The 14,524-nt window shown below is 70.6% G+C and carries 19 protein-coding genes; 11 read left to right on the top strand and 8 right to left on the bottom strand.

Annotated features, from left to right (window positions below):
• Window positions 1-66 precede the first annotated feature (66 nt).
• From GGR24_RS01130 to ureG, 3 genes are all read left to right on the top strand, one after another.
• Complete coding sequence (locus GGR24_RS01130; protein WP_183393456.1) at window positions 67-513, top strand: urease accessory protein UreE; 447 nt, start codon at window positions 67-69, stop codon at window positions 511-513.
• 121 nt (window positions 514-634) lie between these two features.
• Window positions 635-1,324: an urease accessory protein UreF gene (locus tag GGR24_RS01125; protein ID WP_343066158.1), complete on the top strand. Its 690-nt coding sequence runs from the start codon at window positions 635-637 to the stop codon at window positions 1,322-1,324.
• Entirely contained in the window at window positions 1,321-1,935 is a 615-nt protein-coding gene (gene ureG, locus GGR24_RS01120; RefSeq protein WP_183393454.1) for an urease accessory protein UreG, read from the top strand. The genes GGR24_RS01125 and ureG overlap by 4 nt, the downstream gene beginning before the upstream one ends.
• Here the strand turns inward: ureG and GGR24_RS01115 are convergent.
• Window positions 1,932-3,035, bottom strand: a complete 1,104-nt coding sequence (locus tag GGR24_RS01115) for an AbrB family transcriptional regulator (RefSeq protein WP_183393453.1) — start codon at window positions 3,033-3,035, stop codon at window positions 1,932-1,934. The genes ureG and GGR24_RS01115 overlap by 4 nt on opposite strands.
• Window positions 3,036-3,193: 158 nt before the next feature.
• Between GGR24_RS01115 and GGR24_RS01110 the strand changes: the two genes are divergently transcribed.
• Window positions 3,194-3,658, top strand: a complete 465-nt coding sequence (locus tag GGR24_RS01110) for a nuclear transport factor 2 family protein (RefSeq protein WP_183393452.1) — start codon at window positions 3,194-3,196, stop codon at window positions 3,656-3,658.
• Between the two features lie 4 nt (window positions 3,659-3,662).
• On the opposite strand, the gene GGR24_RS01105 is transcribed toward GGR24_RS01110, so the two are convergent.
• The 3 genes from GGR24_RS01105 to GGR24_RS01095 all read right to left on the bottom strand — a co-directional run bounded on the left by GGR24_RS01105 (window position 3,663) and on the right by GGR24_RS01095 (window position 6,157).
• Window positions 3,663-5,084 carry a mannose-1-phosphate guanylyltransferase/mannose-6-phosphate isomerase gene (locus GGR24_RS01105; RefSeq protein ID WP_183393451.1) on the bottom strand — a complete coding sequence of 474 codons (1,422 nt, stop codon included), beginning with the start codon at window positions 5,082-5,084 and terminating at the stop codon, window positions 3,663-3,665.
• Between the two features lie 81 nt (window positions 5,085-5,165).
• Window positions 5,166-5,387, bottom strand: a complete 222-nt coding sequence (locus GGR24_RS01100) for a DUF3072 domain-containing protein (RefSeq protein WP_428978216.1) — start codon at window positions 5,385-5,387, stop codon at window positions 5,166-5,168.
• Between the two features lie 194 nt (window positions 5,388-5,581).
• Entirely contained in the window at window positions 5,582-6,157 is a 576-nt protein-coding gene (locus GGR24_RS01095; RefSeq protein ID WP_183393449.1) for a BA14K family protein, read from the bottom strand.
• Window positions 6,158-6,357: 200 nt separating this feature from the next.
• Between GGR24_RS01095 and GGR24_RS01090 the strand changes: the two genes are divergently transcribed.
• Entirely contained in the window at window positions 6,358-7,428 is a 1,071-nt protein-coding gene (locus GGR24_RS01090) for a DUF1176 domain-containing protein (RefSeq protein WP_183393448.1), read from the top strand.
• A 5-nt stretch (window positions 7,429-7,433) separates the two neighbouring features.
• Here GGR24_RS01090 and GGR24_RS01085 read toward each other — a convergent pair whose 3' ends face one another.
• Window positions 7,434-8,663: a type III PLP-dependent enzyme domain-containing protein gene (locus GGR24_RS01085; RefSeq protein ID WP_183393447.1), complete on the bottom strand. Its 1,230-nt coding sequence runs from the start codon at window positions 8,661-8,663 to the stop codon at window positions 7,434-7,436.
• Window positions 8,664-8,794: 131 nt separating this feature from the next.
• On the opposite strand from GGR24_RS01085, the gene GGR24_RS01080 reads away from it, so the two are divergent.
• From GGR24_RS01080 to GGR24_RS01055, 6 genes are all read left to right on the top strand, one after another.
• Entirely contained in the window at window positions 8,795-9,268 is a 474-nt protein-coding gene (locus GGR24_RS01080) for a hypothetical protein (protein ID WP_183393446.1), read from the top strand.
• A complete protein-coding gene (locus GGR24_RS01075; protein WP_183393445.1) occupies window positions 9,265-9,921 on the top strand; it encodes a ribonuclease T2 family protein in 657 nt (218 codons plus the stop codon). The genes GGR24_RS01080 and GGR24_RS01075 overlap by 4 nt, the downstream gene beginning before the upstream one ends.
• On the top strand, window positions 9,918-10,307 hold the full coding sequence (locus GGR24_RS01070; RefSeq protein ID WP_183393444.1) for a cupin domain-containing protein: 390 nt from the start codon (window positions 9,918-9,920) through the stop codon (window positions 10,305-10,307). The genes GGR24_RS01075 and GGR24_RS01070 overlap by 4 nt, the downstream gene beginning before the upstream one ends.
• 16 nt (window positions 10,308-10,323) lie before the next feature.
• Window positions 10,324-11,175: a 23S rRNA (adenine(2030)-N(6))-methyltransferase RlmJ gene (locus GGR24_RS01065; protein WP_183393443.1), complete on the top strand. Its 852-nt coding sequence runs from the start codon at window positions 10,324-10,326 to the stop codon at window positions 11,173-11,175.
• A 201-nt stretch (window positions 11,176-11,376) separates the two neighbouring features.
• Entirely contained in the window at window positions 11,377-11,589 is a 213-nt protein-coding gene (locus tag GGR24_RS01060; RefSeq protein WP_183393442.1) for a cold-shock protein, read from the top strand.
• A 197-nt stretch (window positions 11,590-11,786) separates the two neighbouring features.
• A complete protein-coding gene (locus GGR24_RS01055; RefSeq protein WP_183394424.1) occupies window positions 11,787-12,389 on the top strand; it encodes a glutathione S-transferase family protein in 603 nt (200 codons plus the stop codon).
• 13 nt (window positions 12,390-12,402) lie between these two features.
• Here the strand turns inward: GGR24_RS01055 and lysM are convergent, their stop codons facing one another.
• The 3 genes from lysM to GGR24_RS01040 form a co-directional block, all read right to left on the bottom strand.
• Window positions 12,403-12,843, bottom strand: a complete 441-nt coding sequence (gene lysM, locus GGR24_RS01050) for a peptidoglycan-binding protein LysM (protein ID WP_183393441.1) — start codon at window positions 12,841-12,843, stop codon at window positions 12,403-12,405.
• Window positions 12,844-12,909: 66 nt separating this feature from the next.
• Window positions 12,910-13,473: an outer membrane protein gene (locus GGR24_RS01045; protein WP_183393440.1), complete on the bottom strand. Its 564-nt coding sequence runs from the start codon at window positions 13,471-13,473 to the stop codon at window positions 12,910-12,912.
• Window positions 13,474-13,640: 167 nt separating this feature from the next.
• Window positions 13,641-14,324 carry an outer membrane protein gene (locus GGR24_RS01040; RefSeq protein ID WP_183393439.1) on the bottom strand — a complete coding sequence of 228 codons (684 nt, stop codon included), beginning with the start codon at window positions 14,322-14,324 and terminating at the stop codon, window positions 13,641-13,643.
• Window positions 14,325-14,524: the final 200 nt, after the last annotated feature.

Below are 14,524 nucleotides of genomic sequence, written 5' to 3'. Positions count from 1 at the left end.
CCTCATGCTGAGGAGCTTCGGCGTCAGCCGAAGCGTCTCGAAGCACGCAGATCGCTTCCGCCAATCATGACCCGCGCCGTCTCCGTCATCCGCCGACCCGCCGTGAAGCCTGGCGCCGTCACGGACTCCATCACCCTCGACCATGAGGCGCGCGGGCGGCGGCGGCTCGCCATGACGACGGATGGCGGCCTCGCCTTCCTGCTCGACCTGGCCCGGCCCGCGAACCTCAACGACGGCGACGCGCTTGAGCTCGAGGACGGACGGCTGGTGCTGGTGCGCGCGGCGGACGAAGAGCTGGTCGAGATCACCGCCGCGACCCCGCTGCGGCTCGCCAAGATCGCCTGGCACCTCGGCAACCGGCACACGCCGGCCGAGGTGACCGAGGAGGCGATCTATGTCGCCCCCGACCATGTGCTGGTCGAGATGGTCCGCGGCCTCGGCGGCGCCGCGCGGCCGGTGACGCGCCCGTTCCGGCCCGAACACGGCGCCTATCACGGGCACGCGCATGAGTGAGCTTCGGCGTCTGCAGAATGAGATGCGTCATCCCCCGGCTTGTCCGGGGGATCCATGCCAGACGACCGAGCGCCGCGCGAGCGGAAGCCTGGATGCCCCGGACAAGCCGGGGCATGACGGCGTGCGCAGAACCGACGCCGCCACCCTCCTCCCGCTGCTCGCGTGGCTGTCGCCCGCCTTTCCGGTCGGCGGCTATGCCTACAGCCACGGGCTGGAGCAGGCGGTCGAGGATGGCGACGTCATGGACCCGGCGTCGCTGGAGGTCTGGCTCGAGGAGGCGCTGGCGCTCGGGCTTGGCCGCAACGACGCGATCCTGCTGCAGGCGGCGCAGCGCGCCGTGGCCGCAGGCGACCTGGCGACGCTCAGGGAAGCCAACGAGCTCGCGCTCGCCTTCGCGCCCACGCGGGAGCTTCATCTCGAAACCGCGCAGCAGGGCCGCAGCTTCCTGGACGCCGTTCTGGCCGCTTGGCCGAACGACGCGCTCCGGACGACCGCTTCCGAGCTGCCCGGCGAAGTCGCCTACCCGGTCGCCGTCGGGGCCGCAGCCGCGGCCCACGGCATCGCGGGCGAGACCGCCGCCGCAGCCTATCTCGCCGCGCTGACGCAGGCGCTCGTCTCGGCCGGGGTCCGCCTCGCGCCCGTCGGCCAGACGGCGGGCGCGCGGATCGTGGCGCGGCTTGCGCCGCTCGCGCAGCGCCTCGCCGTGGAAGCCGCCAGTCTCACCCTCGACGACCTTGCGTCGTCCACCTTCAGGCTCGATCTCGGCTCCGCCCGGCACGAGACCCAGTACACAAGGCTTTTTCGCTCATGAGCTCTTCGAACGGACCTCTGAGGGTCGGCGTCGGCGGACCGGTCGGCTCCGGCAAGACCGCGCTGCTGGAGGCGCTCTGCCGCGCCTTCCACGGCCCCTACGAGATCTGCGCGATCACCAACGACATCTACACCAAGGAGGACGCCCGCATCCTCACCGCGACCGGCGCCCTGCCCGAGGAGCGCATCATGGGCGTCGAGACGGGCGGCTGCCCCCACACCGCAATCCGCGAGGACGCCTCGATCAACCTCGCGGCGATCGCGGAGATGACCCGCAAGTTCCCCGCCCTCGACCTGATCCTGATCGAGTCCGGCGGCGACAATCTCGCGGCGACCTTCTCGCCCGAGCTCGCGGACATCACGATCTACGTGATCGACGTGGCGGGCGGCGAGAAGATCCCGCGCAAGGGCGGCCCCGGCATCACCCGGTCGGACATGCTGGTCGTCAACAAGACGGACCTCGCCCCGATGGTCGGCGCCGACCTCTCGGTGATGGAGGCCGACACGATCCGCATGCGCAAGGACCGGCCCTATGTGTTCGCGAGCGTCCGGAACGGCGACGGCGTCGAGCCGGTGGTCGCGTTCATCAAGCGCGCCGGGGGGCTGGCCTAGCGCCGCGCCGCGTGGCGGGCGACGAAGCGCGCGATGGCCGGACCGGTCGCGATCACGACCAGCAGCCGCGCCGTCTGCAGCGCCATCACGAACGGCAGGTCGACATTGCTGAACGCGGCGATGATCGCGACTGAATCCGCGCCGCCCGGGCTGGTCGCCAGAAAGGCGGTCAGCGGATCGATCCCGGCGAAGATCGTGAGGCAGGCCCCGAAGCCGCCGCAGACCGCGATCAGGGCGAGGATCGAGCCCAGCACCTGCGGCAGGGCGCGCACGGCGTGAAGGATGATGGGGCGCGTGAAGCGCAGCCCGATGCTCCAGCCGACGACCGAATAGCTCAGGGCCAGCAGCCAGGGCGGCAGATCGAGCGTGGCCAGACCTGAGCCTTGCAGCGCGAGCGTGGCCACCAGCGGTATCAGCAGCGGGCCGGCAGGGACGCGGAGCGCGCGCCCCAGCCAGGCGCCACCGATGGCGATCGCGGCCGTTTCCGCGAGCGGCAGCCAGCGGACCGCCGGGAACCACGTCATCCCGGTCGCGCCGGGGTCCGCCCCGCCCCACATCCGGATGGCGACCGAGGCGACGAGCACCACGACGACGACGCGGGTGTACTGCATGAAGGCGACGAGGCGGATGTCGGCGCCATAGCTTTCCGACATGAGCGTCATGGCCGAAGCCGCCCCCGGCGACGAGCCCCAGACGGCGGTCGTGCCCGGCAGCAGGCCCCAGCGGGCCAGGGCGAAGCCGAGCGCGTTGCTCGCGACCACGACGAACGCCACGCTCCCAAGCATCAGCGGCCAGTCGTCCGCGATCTTCTGGATGGTGAAGATCGGGATGCTGATCGCGATCATGCAGCCGATGACGCCCTGCGCGGCGAAGAAGGCGGGGCGCGGCACGCGCGGCTCGCCCCCGCTGATCGCGACGAGGATCCCGGCCGCCATCGGCCCCAGCAGCACCGCAGCAGGAAGCCGCAGGAGCCCGAGCGCGGCGACGAACACGACCGAGAGGGCCAGCAGCGCAGCCCAATGAAGCGGCGGCGGCGCGGCGGCGAGCGACAGTCGGGGACTGCGGCGCGCCGGCGGCGCATCGCTTTCGGGATGCTGCATGGGGGGCGGGCTTGGACTTTTCCGCGCACGCGCGCAACGGCCGCCGCCGCATGGGAGCCGCTCCGCGGACGCCTGCGTCTCGCGCTGGACTCACGCCGATTTTGCTGGAAGCTGCGCCGGCTGAGGACCGCCACGACCGCTCGCGAGGATCGCCGCCCATGAGCCGCCCGCCCTTCCCGCCATTCACCGCCGAGACCGCCGCGCAAAAGGCCCGGATGGCCGAAGACGCGTGGAACACCCGCGACCCCCATCGCGTCGCGCAGGCCTACACCGTGGACAGCGTCTGGCGGAACCGGGCCGAGTTCCTTCAGGGCCGCGACGCGATCGAAGCCTTCCTCACCCGCAAATGGGCGCGCGAGCTGGACTACCGCCTGATCAAGGAAGTCTGGGCCTGGCGCGAGAACCGGATCGCGGTGCGCTTCGCCTATGAATGGCGCGACGACAGCGGCAGCTGGTTCCGCAGCTACGGCAACGAGAACTGGGAGTTCGACGAGGAGGGGCTGATGCGGCGGCGGATCGCCAGCATCAACGACCTGCCGATCACGGAGGCGGACCGCAAATATCACTGGCCGCTGGGCCGGCGGCCGGACGATCACCCGTCGCTGAGCGAACTCGGCCTCTGAACCGTCAGAGGCGGCGATAGTCGTCCTCGTAGCGGACGATGTCGTCCTCGCCCAGATAGGCGCCGGACTGCACCTCGATCAGGTCGAGCGGCTGCTCGCCGGCGTTCTCCAGGCGGTGGCGCGCGCCAAGCGGGATGTAGACGGACTCGTTCTCCTGAACGAGCCTGATCTGGTCATCGATCGTCACGCGCGCCTCGCCCCGCACCACCACCCAGTGTTCGGCGCGGTGCGCGTGGCTCTGCAGGGACAGCTTCCGGCCGGCCTTCACGGTGATCCGCTTCACCTGGAAGCGGCCGCCCTGATCGATGACCTGATACGACCCCCAGGGCCGATGAACCAGCGCGGCCTGGGTCGCCGTGCCCTCGCCTTCCGCCGCGAGCCGGGCGACCAGGTCCTTCACCTCGTCGGAGCGTTCGCGCGTCGTCACCAGAACCGCGTCGCCGGTCGAGACCACGACGAGGTCGTCGACGCCGACCAGCGCGGTGAAGTGCTTCTCCGAGCGGACGTAGCAGTTCCGGCTGTCGGCCGCCGCAGTCGGGCCGATCAGGGCGTTGCCGGCGGCGTCCCGCTCCGCGATGTCCCACAGCGCCGACCAGCCGCCGACGTCGGACCACCCGAACTCGGCCGGCGCCACGGCGGCGAGCGGCGTGCGCTCCATGACGGCGTAGTCGATGGAGCCCTTGTCGGCCGCGGCGAAGCTCTCGGCGTCGAGCCTGAGGAAATCGAGGTCCCGGCTCGCCCGTTCGACCGCCGCCACGGCGGGCCCGGCGATCCCGGGCGCCAGCCTGTCGAGCTCCGACAGCAGGGTCTCGGCCCGGGCGAGGAAGTTGCCCGAGTTCCAGACGCAGCCCTCGGCGATCAACCGCTCCGCCGCCGCCCGGTCCGGTTTCTCGACGAAGGCTTCCACCCCCATCACGTCCCCGCCATCCTCGAGCGGGGCTCCGACGCGGATATAGCCGTACCTGGACGTCGCCGTGCTGGGCCGGACCCCGAACGTCACGATCCGGCCGGCGAGCGCCGCCGGCAGGCCGCGGTCGACCGCCGCCAGAAACCCTGCCGTGTCGGCGATCACATGGTCGGAGGCGAGGACCAGCACGACCGCCTCAGGGTCGCGCTTCAGCGCAAGCGCCGCAGCCGCTCCGATCGCCGCCGCGGAATCGCGCCGGACCGGCTCCAGCGCCAGAAGCGCGGCGACGCCGATCTGGCCCAGTTGCTCCGCGGCGATGAACCGGTGCTCGTGGTTCGCCACCACGATCGGCTGCTCGAAGCGGTCCGGGTCGTTCACCCGCAACGCGGCGTCCTGCAACAGCGTGTTGTCGCCGGCGAGCGGGAGGAACTGCTTGGGGTAGCTCTCGCGGGACGAGGGCCACAGCCTCATCCCGGATCCGCCGCACAAGATGACCGGGATGATCTTCGTCTTCGCCATGCCGCGTCGCGCAATTTCGTGGGCCGGAACTATAGACCGGCGGCGAAGCGGAACACGAACCTCACAAGCGGACCGGCCGCTTCAGCGTTTCTGGTTCCGCGCGGTCTTCAACTCGTCGATCACCATGGACGCCTCCGCCTTCGTGAGGTCCGGCCTGAACGCCGCAGCTCCGGTCTCCTCCGAGAGCGTCTTGAGATATGACGCCTGCGCCCCCGTCATCGGCTCGTCGCCCGAGACCCAGTCCGCGGGATCCTTTTCGGTGTTGCTCGCCGGGTCCGGCGCGGTCTTCGGGTTTACGTCCACCGTCTTTGCGTCCGATCCCGGCTTCGGAGCGTCCGGGTCCGCCGCGCGGCGCGCGTCGGTCCGGCTTTCGGGTGTGTCATAGGCCGCCATCCTCGCCTCCGTTCTGTTTTCGTTCTCTCGTTCAACGTTCCGCGCCAGGCAAGGTTCCGACGACAGGAAGAGACCCGGCCGGCGGGCCGGCCGGGTCGGATGCGTCAGGGGCAACGATAACGACGGCCGCCGTTTCCGATGAAGGTCTCGGTCCGCCAGTCGTAGGTGCGGTACCGGTTCGCGCACCAGCGCTTGGTGCGATAGCCGGGCCCCGCGCGATAGCCCGGCCGGGCCGAGCTTGCGATGGCGGCGCCCAGCGCCAGGCCCGCGACCCCGGCGCCCCAGTAGCCGTAATCCCTGTGGCGGTGACGGTGGCCATAGTAGTAGCGGCGGCCGCCCCAGTGGCGTCGCCCTCCCCAATGACGGCCCCCGCGCCAGTTCCGGCGATAGCCGTAGTTCGTGCCGCCGTTCCAGCCGCGGTTCCAGTGACCGCGATGGCCCCGGCGGCCTCCTCCGTGCCAGCCACGACCGCCGCCGCCGTGCCAACCGCGGCCGCCGCGCCTCCCGCGCTTGCCGACCTGCTCGATGTCGCCGGCCGCCAGACGCGCCATCGCGTCCGCGCGAACCTGTTCGAGCGACTGCGCCGGTCGCGGAGCGTCGCCCTGCGTGCGTGGGGACGCTTCCGCGAAGCTTGCGAATCCGAAGGTGGCGGCGAACGCCAAAGTGAGGGCCTTCTTCAAATCTTCTTCTCCTCTGATGCTCACGGCGCGTCGCCGCGCCACAGTCCGCCCGGGGGTTCAACTGTGGCGGGAGGCCACCGGTTGCGACTTTTCAGACCCCCTCCCCCGCGACGCGATAACGTCTTCGTGATTAAACTTGGGCTTTCCCCCACCAGACCGATCGGGGATTCCCGCCCTTTCGCAGCCGGATGCCATGACCCATGCGATCGCCTCTGCTCCTGCTCGCCAGCATCCTGCTGCCCGGCTCCGCCCTCGGGGCCGAGACGAGCTTCGAGGCGTGGACCGCCGCGTGCGCCGACGCCAAGAGCGGCCCGGCTTGCCACGCGCGGACCGAGGCCCCGGCCTCCGGCGCGCAGAGCGTGCGGCTGACGGTTTCCCGCGAGCCGGGAAAGGACGCGCCGCCCCGGCTCAGCCTGACCTTCGTGGGCGCGCTGCGCACGCCTCCGCGTCCAAGGCTGGCGCTCGCCATTGACGGCGGGCCGCCTGTCCGGCTCGCCTCGGGCTCTGATCTCAGCATCGGCCCCGGCGCGGATCCGGGCGCGATCGAACTGCGGCTCTCCGAAAGCGCGACGCGCCGCCTTCTGCCGTTCCTGCGGCGCGGCAAGACGCTGAGCGCATCGGTGTCCGGCGAAGGCGGCGACCAGATCGCGGTCGAGCTGTCGCTCGCCGGCTTCGGACCCGCGGCCGCCGAGATGGACAACCGGCAGGGCCGCGCCGAACGCCAGGACGCGCTCACGGCGCTGATCGGCGGGTCGAGCCCGGCGGCGCTGTCAGGCCGCCTGAGGGACGTCCCCCGCGACGCGGCGCCTGCGCCGCTCAAGCAGGCCATGGCGGACCGGGACTGCCCCGTCTGGGACACGACCGAGGGGAACCCCTCCTTCCTCGCCGAGGAATCGTTCGCGGCCGACCTCGGCGGAGGGCGCACGCTGTGGTCGATCGTCTGCACGTCCGGCGCCTACAACGTCGAATCCGTGCTGTTCGTCGAGGATCCCTCGCGCGCCGCCAACCGGTTCGAGCCGCTGCTGTTCGCGTCCTTCGTCGAGTCGATCGGCTGGACCGGCGTCGATACGCTCTCGAACGTCGCCTACGACCCCGACAAGAGGCAGCTCACGGCGTTCGACAAGGGACGCGCGGCCGGCGATTGCGGAACGGTCGGCACGTGGGAGTGGGTCGGCGCCGCGTTCCGGATGATCGAGTACCGGGCCAAGGAAGAGTGCGACGGCTCCGGCAAGGCGGAGAACTTTCCGATCGTGTTCCGCGGCGAGCGCTGAGCGCCTCACGCCATCGCGGCGCGCGGCTCCACATTGGCGACGCCCTCGAGCCCCTCGGTGCTCTCGAACGGCGCTGCGACCTCGACGAAATCGTTCGGGTAGAAGCCGTTGAAATGGGTCCTGAGCGCCAGGCTGTAGGCCCCGATGTGCCCGATCTCGATCCAGTCTCCCGTCGCGACCGTGTCCGGCAGCCAGAACGGGCGCGTCAGGATGTCCACCGAGTCGCAGGTCGCCCCGCACACGCGGAACGGCGCGAGCCTCGGGGCGGTGTTCCGCTTCGCCCGCGTCCGCGCCGGATCGGGAATAAGTTGCGCGGGCAGCATGATTTTGCCCGTCCATGAATCGGACAGCGAGCTCCAGATGCCGTCGTTGATGTAGAGCCGCTGGCCCTTCTTCAGCAGCACGCGGACCACCACCGAGAGGCAGCGCGCCACGATGACCCGGCCGGGCTCGGCGACCAGCGGCAGGTCGCCGAGGCCCCAGTCGTCGATCTCGCGCTGGATGCGGGCGAGCAGCCCTCCAAGGTCCGGCGGCGGCGGCGCCGGGCGCTTCGGATCATGGCCATAGGGCGCGGGGAAGCCGCCGCCGATGTCGAGCTCCGCCAGCGGCACGCCGGCGCGGCCGCGCACCCAGGCGGCGGTCGCGACCGCGCGATCATAGGCGGCCAGGTCCTCGACCTGGCTGCCGACATGGAAGGTCAGTCCCGCCCGGAAGCCGATGCCGTCGATGCGGCGCAGCAGTTCGACCGCGTGAGCCGGCGTCGCCCCGAACTTCTTCGACAGCTCGTAAGCCGCATGCCCCTTGGTGGCGAGGCGGACGAAGACGGTGATGTCGCCGGGCGGGATGTCCTGCGCGCGCACGACCCGCAGAACCTTGGCGATCTCGTCCTCATGGTCGACCGCGATCGACCTGATTCCGTAGGTCTCGAGGCCCAGCCTGACGTCGGACTGCGCCTTGACCGGATGCATGTAGAGCAGCCGGGCCGAGCCCGAGGCCCGGCGCGCGGCCGCGAACTCCGCCGGGCTCGCGACGTCGAAGGCGGACACGCCCGCGCGCGCGAGCGCGTCGAGCACGAAATCCTCGCCGTTGGTCTTGACCGCATAGGCGGTGAGGCCGCGGAAGCCGGAGAGGAAGGAGCCGGCGTCCGCGGTCAGGACCGATGGCCTGAAAGCGTAAAGCGGCCGGTCCGGCCTCAGCGCCAGCGCCGCGTCCCGCGCCGTCTCGAACTTCTGCATGCGCACGCCCTTCCATCGCCCGGGCCTGAAGGTAGCGGTCGCGGGCGCGATCCCCACCCCCGTCGTCCGCTCCGCTTGATTTGCGGGGCCGGCCGAAGGATGGTCGGCGCTGTCGGCCAGAGGGTTTCGTGATGAGAAACGCGTTGATTGCGGCTGCCGCGGGAGCCCTGCTCTGCATCGCGAGCGGCGGCGCCGCGTCAGCGGCGGATTACGGCTACGGCGGCGGCTCGACGGCTCGAAGCGCGTCCGACTCCTTCTACCGGGGTTACACCGGACGCCTGCCGTCCTGCGCCGACCCGCATGTCCATCGCCAGATCCGCGACGCGTTCGCCAAGCGCGAGCGCATGTACTGGCATTCGGGACTGGCGCTTTCGGGTTTCGTCCGCCCGGCCGAGCTCGGCTATCGAAGCTGGGGCGTCGAGTTCATCCCTCGCAGGTTCTGCTCCGCCGAGGCCTTCACGAATGACGGCGTGCGCCGCCACGTTTACTGGCTCGTGGCGGAAGGGCAGCAATGGCTGTCCCTCGGCCCGGGCGTCGACTGGTGCGTGACCGGGCTCGACCGGAACTACGCCTACGCGCCGGACTGCAAGATGGCGCGTCCATGAGGCTGCTGACGGCGGCCCTGGCGGCCGCCGCGGCGCTGAGCTGCGGGGCTGCGCAGGCGCAGTCCGACCGGCCCGGCGACTTCGACTTCTACGTGCTTTCGCTGTCCTGGTCGCCGAGCTACTGCGCCGCGAAGGGGTCGCGCGCCGATCCTGTCCAGTGCGGCTCGGCGGCGCCCCGCGGCTTCGTGGTTCACGGGCTGTGGCCGCAATATGAGCGCGGCTTCCCCGGCTTCTGCGCTGTCACGGGCCGCAATCCGACGCGCGCTCAGGTCGACGGAATGCTCGACCTGATGCCGAGCCCCGGCCTGATCCGCCATCAATGGCGCAAGCACGGAACCTGTTCGGGTCTCGATCCGAGCTCATATTTCAGGCAGGTTCGCAGGGCCGCGGAGCACGTCCGCGTGCCGCCGGCCTTCGCCGCGCCGGACAGCCCGATCGAGACGTCCCCGGCCGCAGTGGAAGAGGCGTTCGTCGCGGCCAATCCCTCGCTGCGCCCGTCGATGATCGCCGTCCAGTGCCGGGGCCGCTTGCTCAACGAGGTGCGCGTCTGCATGACAAAGGATCTGCGTTTCAGGCCCTGCGCGGAGGTCGACCGGCGCGCCTGCCGGTCCGATCGCGTGGTCCTGCCGGCCTCTGGCGGAGATGAAGGATGACCGGCAATCCCGACGCCGCCATGCGGCTTCACCGGCTCGGCGCGGCCGCCGAGCCGCCCGAGGAGAGCGCGCCGCGGCCCGATCGCGTGATCGAGGGGTCGCCTTCCTTCCGCACCCATGTGCATTACGAGGCGCCGGACGGCCGGCTGTTCGCCGGCGTGTGGGAGGCCACCCCGGGCGCCTGGCGGGTGGCTTACGAGGAATGGGAATGGTGCCGCCTGCGCTCCGGGCGCTGCGTCGTCACGCCCGACGGCGGCGAGCCGACCACGCTTGGACCCGGCGACGCGATGGTTCTGGAGCCAGGCTTCACGGGCGTGTGGTCGGTGATCGAACCCTGCGCCAAGGACTTCGTCGTCATGCTGCCGCCCGAGGCGGACGAGGCGTGAGGCCCGTCGCAGTCCCGTGAACTATCGCCACGCCTTCCACGCCGGAAACTTCGCGGACGTGCTGAAGCACGTCGTGCTCGCGCTGATCGTGCGCCATCTGAACGCAAAGCCCTCGCCCTGGAGCTATCTCGACACCCACGCCGGCTGCGGGATCTACGACCTCGAAGGCGAGCAGTCGGAGCGGACGGGCGAGTGGCGCAACGGCGTCGGCCGTCTCGAAGGACGGCGGCTGGGCGACGCCGCGGAAGCCCTCCTGGCGCCCTGGCGCGAGGTCATCGCGGGGCTTGCGGCGGACCACCCGGGCGGCCGGCTCTACCCCGGCTCCCCCGAGATCGTGCGCCGCATGGCGCGGCGCGAAGACCGTCTGCGGCTTTGCGAGAAGCACCCGAAGGACTGCGCCGCGCTCTCGGAGGCGATGGGCCGCGACCGGCGCGTGAAGGTCGTGGAGATCGACGGCTGGACGGCGCTCAACGCCTGGCTGCCGCCGCGCGAGCGCCGCGGTCTCGTGCTGATCGACCCGCCGTTCGAGGAGCCCGGCGAACTCAGGCGCATGGCGGACGCCTTCTCGCGCGCGCAGCGGATCTGGCCGACGGGCGTCTACGCGCTTTGGCGGCCGATCAAGGACCCGGCGGACACGCGCGCGTTCCTCGACGCGATCCGGGCCAGCGGCGCGGCCAAGCTGCTGCGCGTCGAACTGCTCGTTCGCGCGCCCTCCGACCCGAAAGTGCTTTCCGGCTCGGGCCTCCTGATCGCCAATCCGCCGTGGACCCTTGAGGCCGATCTCCGCGCCGGCCTTCCGGAGGTGGCGCAGGCGCTGGCGCAGGGTCCCGGGGCGGCGGCCGTCGTGGAGACGCTCGCCGGCGCTTAGGAATGCAGCGGTCCGCCTCCGGAACACGCCACTTTTTCGCCTTGCCATCCGAATGAACATGCCGCTACCAAATAGAGGCTCTAGCGGCTCGCAGCCGGCGAATACTTGCCAGCATTCGCATTGCGTCGTCTCGACCTGCCGGAGCTCTCGTGGCCGATAGGCGGACGGCGCGGGACCGGGGGACTGGCAAGGGGGCGCTCGATGGCTCAGAGCGGAACGGTAAAGTTCTTCAACGCTGAAAAAGGCTACGGCTTCATCAAGCCGGACGACGGCGGGTCCGACATCTTCGTGCATGTCTCCGCCGTGACGCGGTCGGGGCTGACCACGCTTTCGGAAGGACAGCAGGTGTCCTTCGAAGTGGAGCCGGACCGCAAGGGCAAGGGCCCCAAGGCGGTCAACATCTCCGTCGGCTGAATTCGCGCCATCGGAGGATCGGCGCGCAGCCGATCCTACGGCGCTCGCGGGCCTTCGGCAGGCGCCGCGCCGGCGGCGCCTGTGCTCGCGCGCGCGGCCGGTCTTCAGCAACGCCGAAGGTTTTCCCGAAGCGGCGGATCGCCTAGAAGCGGTCCATCCGCTGCGCGCGCCGCGCCGCTCATGCTCGGGAAATGACGATGCTCATCCTGCGTTCCGCGACGCCCTCTCCTTACGGTCGCAAGGTCAAGATCGCGGCGGCGATCCTCGGCCTGTCGGACAGGATCGAGGTCGTCCAGACCGACACGGTGGCGGAGGACGACCCGATCCGCCGCCTCAATCCGCTCGGCAAGATCCCGACGCTCGAGCTCGAGGACGGGAGCACGCTCTTCGACAGCCGGGTGATCCTGGAATATCTCGACCACCTCGCCGGCGGCGGCAAGGTCATACCGGCCGAGCCTGCGGCCCGCTTCCGCGCGCTGCGCACGCAGGCGCTGGCCGACGGCGTTCTCGACGCCGCCCTGCTGCAGGTCTACGAGGTGCGGTTCCGGGACGAGGGACAGCGCTCCGAACGCTGGACCCAGCGGCAGGCCGACAAGGTCGCCCGGTCGCTCGCGGCGCTCGAGGCGGACCTGCCGGGCGCAGGCCACGATGTCGGAACCATCGCGGTGGCCTGCGCGCTCGGCTATCTCGACTTCCGCTTCGGCGAGGGCTGGCGCGAGCAGCACCCGCGCCTCGCCGAATGGCTGAAGGCCTTCGAGGCCGCCACCCCCGCCTTCGACAAGACGCGCCCCACCGGGTGAGGCGCGCCGAGCGTCAGGCGGGGATGCGGAGGACCTGGCCGGGATAGATCTTGTCGGGGTCCTTCAGCATCGGCTTGTTGGCCTCGAAGATGTCCTTGTAGCGCCCCGCCTGACCCTTGCCGTACTCGGCCTCCGCGATCCTCGAGAGATTGTCGCCCTTCTTGACGGTGTAGAAGCGCGACTCCGGTTCGGACTTCTCGACCTGGAGAGCTTCCTCGACCTTCGCGGTTCCGAGCGTGTTGCCGGCGGCGAGGATGATCTTCTCGCGCACCTCGTTGGATGCCGCGGTGCCGCTGATCTTGACGGTGTCGCCCGACACGTCGACCTTAAGGTCCTTCGCGTCGAGCCCGTGCTTCTCGATCTCCGCCTTGATCTTCTCGGCGCTGGCGGCCTGAGCCTCGCTCGCCCCGAACAGCTTTTCGCCTACGTCCTTGATGAAATCGAACACGCCCATGCGCGCGGCCTCCTCTGTCGTGACCGCACTTGATGATACCGCCCGAAGGCGGTCGGAGAAGGCGCCTCAGAACCGATAGTTGAGCCCGGCCGTCATTTGTCCCCCGGCGGGCGCGAGGCTGGCCTCGCCATTCCCCTCCGAGCGCCGCCGGCCGAGATCGACATACAGGTACCCCAACCGCGCCGTGACGCCGCCCGGCAGCTGGGCTTCCAGGCCTCCCCCCAGGCTCCAGGCGAGCGCGGACCTTCCCTGCCCGCCCCGGGCGAACTCGGCGGAGGCCGACGCCAGTCCGGCCGCGCCGTAGGCGACGAACCGGCCGAACGCGTAGCCGATCCGCGCCTCGATCGCGGAAGAGATGCGGCCGTCGGTCAGGCTGTCGGCGAACCGCGCGTCGGCGCCCGCCCGACTCGACCCGCCGCCGAACCCGACGACGATTCGGTCGAAGGCGCTGCGCGGGACCGACAGATCCGGCGTCGAGCCGGTGAGCAGCGAATCGAGCGCCCGCAGGCTGAGCCAGGTCGCCGCGGTCGGCGAGCCTGCGGACGAGGCTTCCAGGCGCTCCCAGGCCTGAAGCTGCGACGGCGTCCAGAGCAGCGACGCCGTCAGCGCTGAGCGGATCAGCAGCGACATGGACCGTCCGGTGGCGCTTATCCCCGCGCGGCGTCGGAACGCCGGCCGAAGAAGGGCCGGCCCCCGAATGGAACTGTCAGAAGATCAACAAGCCCTTAATCGTCCGAAAACGAAAAAGCCCCGCGGCTTGCGCCACGGGGCTTGCTCGTTCGCAGAAGCGGTTCAGCTCACCAGGAGCTGAACTTGTAGGCGACGCCTGCGGTGAGACGATTCTCGGTCAGGTCGGACTTCACCTTGCCGCCGGGGACCTGGAAGCTGTCCGTGCCGTAATCGTTGTAGCGATAGTCGACGCGCGCGGTGACGTTGTCGGCGACCTTCGCCTCGACGCCGCCGCCGACCGTGTAGCCGATCGCCGTCTTGTCGTCGGTGGACCGGGCCGCGCCGACGCGCGCCTTCACCTTGTGCTCGCCATAGGCGACGCCCGCGGCGCCGTAGACCATGACGTTGTCCATGGCGTAGCCGATGCGGGCGCGCGTCGCGCCCGACCAGTTCAGCTCGTTGCGGATCCGGCCGCCGGCGTTGCTCTTGGTGTCGTGGGCGTTGTTGTAGTTCAGGTCGGTCTCGACGCCGACCACGACCGGCGAGCCGTCGAACTGATGATCATAGCCGGCATAGGCGCCGAGGACGGCGCCGTCCGGCTTGGTGTTCGGAGCGCCGCGCTTGTTGGTGGCGCGGCCCCAGCCATAGCCGGCCTGAGCGCCGATATAGGCGCCGCTCCAGTTGGAGGCGGGAGCCGGAGCTGCGTAGGCGGGAGCGGGCTCGTAGGCCGGCAGATCGGCGGCCATGGCGGCCGGCGCCGCGACGGCCACGGCGGCGGCGGAGGCCGCCGCGACGAAGATGTTACGCAACATGTGAACCTCGGTACTCAACAGCCGGAACGGGGGGATATCCGGAACGCATCACGCTGGCAGAGACGCCGGGGAAGGTCCCGAACGTCGCCCGGACGCTACCGCGCATTCCTTAGCGATTGGTGAAGGTTAGCCGAACACAAAGAAAACCCCGCGACTTGCGTCGCGGGGTTTTCCGGAACACGGCGCCCCGAGGGGCGCGA

The sequence above is a fragment of the Hansschlegelia beijingensis genome (genome assembly GCF_014196425.1).
GTDB classification, from domain to species: domain Bacteria; phylum Pseudomonadota; class Alphaproteobacteria; order Rhizobiales; family Methylopilaceae; genus Methylopila; species Methylopila beijingensis.
Note: the sequence above shows the minus strand (reverse complement) of the source record. Positions and strands in the feature narration are given on the sequence as shown.